This is a genomic window from Pantoea eucrina (assembly GCF_002095385.1).
Classification (GTDB): Bacteria; Pseudomonadota; Gammaproteobacteria; order Enterobacterales; family Enterobacteriaceae; genus Pantoea; species Pantoea eucrina.
The window spans coordinates 1-3,585 of record NZ_MIPP01000082.1; the positions used below are offsets into that span (position 1 = coordinate 1).

2 protein-coding genes are annotated in these 3,585 nt (G+C 62.6%); both read left to right on the forward strand.

What is annotated here, in order from left to right; all coding sequences use genetic code 11:
• Window positions 1–498 (forward strand): SrfA family protein (locus tag HA43_RS18390; protein WP_244555242.1); only part of this gene is annotated, 498 nt, incomplete at its 5' end.
• Between the two features lie 2 nt (window positions 499–500).
• Window positions 501–3,443, forward strand: coding sequence for a virulence factor SrfB (locus HA43_RS18395; protein ID WP_094112321.1), 2,943 nt, complete (start codon window positions 501–503; stop codon window positions 3,441–3,443).
• The last annotated feature ends 142 nt before the right edge of the window (window positions 3,444–3,585 follow it).

Sequence of the window (3,585 nt, forward strand, 5' to 3'; positions counted from 1 at the left end):
CTGGTCAAAGCCGCGACGCTCTCCGCGACGCTGCCGCAGCGTATGGCTGCGGCTCCCGCGGCACCAGCGGACGCCGCACCGCCAGAAATTGTGGCGGAACATACCGAAGCGGCAAAGGCGGATGACCTGATCATGACCACGGATGACGCCCGCCTCGGCTCGGTGAAATTTATCGATGGCACCTGGCGCGTGACGCTGCGGCAGACCAACCTGCCTACCGGCAAACCACCCAGCCTGCGTTATAAAATCCGCAACGGCAAAGGCACCGCCTGGATCAGTCAGGGCGATAATATTCGCTGTAAAGCGGATATCACCGCTGCGATGACCAGCGCCGGAACCATGGTGGTACGCAGCCGCTATACCGCCAGCTGCAGCGACAAGTCGCGCTATCGCATGCCGGAGCTGATATGCAAAGCGGGCGACGGTATTGCCAGCTGTAACGCACAGTATGGGGCTGAACAGGCCTTCCCGTTGACGATTAAGCGTGAGAGTAAGTAACCATGTTGGCTCCTCTGATTGATGACAAACAGAAAATCACGCTGATTGAAGCGAGCGGCGTGCAGTTTCTCGACTTTGGTCTGCGCCTGCCTTCTGCTCAGGCGCGCCGCCAGTTTGTGCGCCAGACCGCCAACGGTCCGCTGCTGCGCCTGCACGTCGATGGCAATAACGGTAAATTCCTGCTCTACCCGGCGGAGGGAGGCGCGGCCGAGGTCGTACGCCCGGAGTCGGATGTCGCCCTGACCGACTCCCTCGCCCTGCTGGCTAATCAGTGGCTGCCGCTGCCGGTGCTGCGCTGCACCAGCGGTCGCCGCTTTATCGGCGGTCCCGATAACTGGGCGCGCGCCCGCCTTGCGCCGCTCAGCGAACCGGATGCAGCGGGCCATACGCACCGCATTACCCTCGCCTTTGACACCCGGCTGGTACCGGAAGCAGAAGGCGGTGAACAGCTCGGCCTGAGCGCGGCCGACGCGCAGAACGGCGTGAGTTTTGCGCTGGCGTGGCACAACTATGAGCTGGGCGAGTTTCTTGACCTGACCTGGGTTGACGGCTGGCTGCGCGAGACCTTTGTGCAGCGGGCGGTCGCGCTGGAATCGCGCGGGGAGCTGGCGCTGACGCAGGCGCTGCGTGAGTTTGAGTATCAGGCGCACTATCTCAATCTGCTGGAGCTGCTGGGTGAGCAGCTCGATCTGGCGGAGATCGCTATTCAGGCGGCCTCGCTGCAAACCCCGGCGGTCAGTGTGGATCTCATTCTCGATGTCGGCAACTCGCATACCTGCGGCATTCTGGTGGAGGATCACCCGGAAGAGAGCAACGGCCTGCGTCAGACGTATGAGATGCAGCTGCGCGATTTATCGCAGCCGCACCGCGTGTATAACGAACTGTTCGACAGCCGGCTGGAGTTCGCAGAGGCGAGCTTTGGCAAAGCGAGTTTCTCACTGCAGAGCGGGCGCGATAACGCATTTATGTGGCCTTCGCTGACCCGCGTGGGGCGTGAAGCGAGCCGTCTGGCGCTGCAGCGCGCCGGCACGGAAGGCAGCACCGGTATCTCCAGCCCGCGTCGTTATCTGTGGGATGAGGCGCGCTATCAGCCAGGCTGGCGCTTTAACGCTGGCGGTCAGAGCGAAGAGGCGCAGGCTATTGCGCTGCCCTTTACGCTGATGATCAACGATGAGGGAGAGCCGCTGCAGGCGCTGCCGGAAGAGGATCGCCTGCCGGTGTTTTCCGCCAGCTACAGCCGCAGCGCGCTGATGACTTTTATGCTCTGCGAGCTGCTGGCGCAGGCGATGATGCAGATGAACAGCGTCGCACAGCGCCAGCGCATGCCGCAGAGCCAGGCGCCGCGCCAGCTGCGGCATGTGATCCTGACGCTGCCCTCCGCGATGCCCAAGCCGGAGCGGGAGATATTTCGCCGCCGCATGCAGGAGGCGCTCGCGCTGGTGTGGCAGGCGGAGGGCTGGGACGCAGCGCCCGCGCAGCGCCCGCTGCCGGATGTGCAGATGGAGTGGGACGAAGCCACCTGCGGCCAGATGGTGTGGCTGTTTAATGAAACGCAGGTGAATTTTGCCGGACGGGCGGAAGATTTTTTCAGCAGTATGGCGCGCCCCGATCGCCCGCGTGAAAGTGACGAGCTGCCGGGCAAAAGCCTGCGCATCGCCTCAATCGACATCGGCGGTGGTACCACCGACCTCGCGATCACCCAGTACCGGCTGGATGATGGCCAAGGCAATAATGTGAAAATTACGCCGCGCCTGTTGTTTCGCGAAGGCTTTAAGGTTGCCGGCGATGATATTCTGCTGGATGTGATCCAGCTCTGGATCCTGCCGGCGCTGCAGCAGAGTCTGCAAAAAGCGGGCGTCACCCTGCCCGAGCCGCTGATGCAGAAGCTGTTTGGCCACGACAGCCGGATGGATGGACAGGCGACGCTGCGTCAGCAGGTTACGCTGCAGCTGTTTATCCCGCTGGCGCAGGCGGTGCTGGAGCGGTATGAGAACTGGGATCCGCTCGACAGCCACAGCGAGATCAACGCGCTGTTTGGCGAACTGGTGCCGCAGCAGCCGGCAGGCGCGGTGCTGGCGTTTGTGAATGGCGAAATTCAGCGCACGCTGGGCAGCGAGAGCCGGTTTGATCTGCTGCAGGTGCCGCTGGTGGTCAGTATGGCGCAGCTGCACGGCGAATTTTTGCAGCACCGTATGGCTATTATCCCGGCGCTGCGCGCCATGTGCGAAGTGGTGTCGCTCTATCAGTGTGATGTTCTGCTGCTGACCGGCCGGCCGTCGCGTTTCCCCGGCATCCAGGCGCTGGTGCGTCACCTGCAGCCGCTGCCGGGCAGCCGTATTCTGTCGCTGGAGGGGTATCACACCAGCGACTGGTATCCGTTTAATAAACAGGGACGCATCGATAACCCGAAATCAACCGCGGCGGTGGGCGCGATGCTCTGCCTGCTGGCGCTCGATCTGCGTCTCAGCAGCTTCTGGTTCCGCGCCGGTGATTTTGAGCCCTATTCGACCATTCGCTATCTTGGCGTTCTGGATGAAAATGCCACGCTCAGCGATGATAATCTCTGCTACAGCGAAATCGATCTCGACAGCAGCAGTTTTGCCCTGGATCGCAAAAGCAGCTTTCGCATTCGCGGCAACGTCTGCCTCGGTTTTCGTCAGCTGGAGAACGACCGCTGGCCGGCGTCGCCGCTCTACAGCCTGAGCATTACCGACCCGCAGCTGGCGCGCAAAGTCGCGGGCGAAAGCGTGCTGCGTATTAAGCTGGCGGCAGAGCCGGGACCAGATAATAACGGGCCGGAGCGGCTGATCCTCAGCGACGCGCGGCTGGATGATGGCACGCGGGTGCCGCTGGAGCAGCTGAGCCTGAAGCTCAATACCCTTTCCGGCAGCGGCAATGCCAACGCGCAATACTGGATTGACAGCGGGAGCGTCTGTAAACGATGAGAACGACCAGAAAAACCACCGCCACCCCGGCTAAGCGACTGAGCCTGCTGCGGGAAACGCTGGACAGCGCGCTCGGCTGGATCGATGCCCAGCAGCCGCACTCGCCGCGCCTGGCGCTGGAAGCAGATACGCTGCGCCTGCA

Coding starts and splice junctions, on each gene's coding strand:
- HA43_RS18395 (WP_094112321.1), top strand. CDS start 501: ATGTTGGCTCCTCTGATTGATGACAAACAGAAAATCACGCTGATTGAA.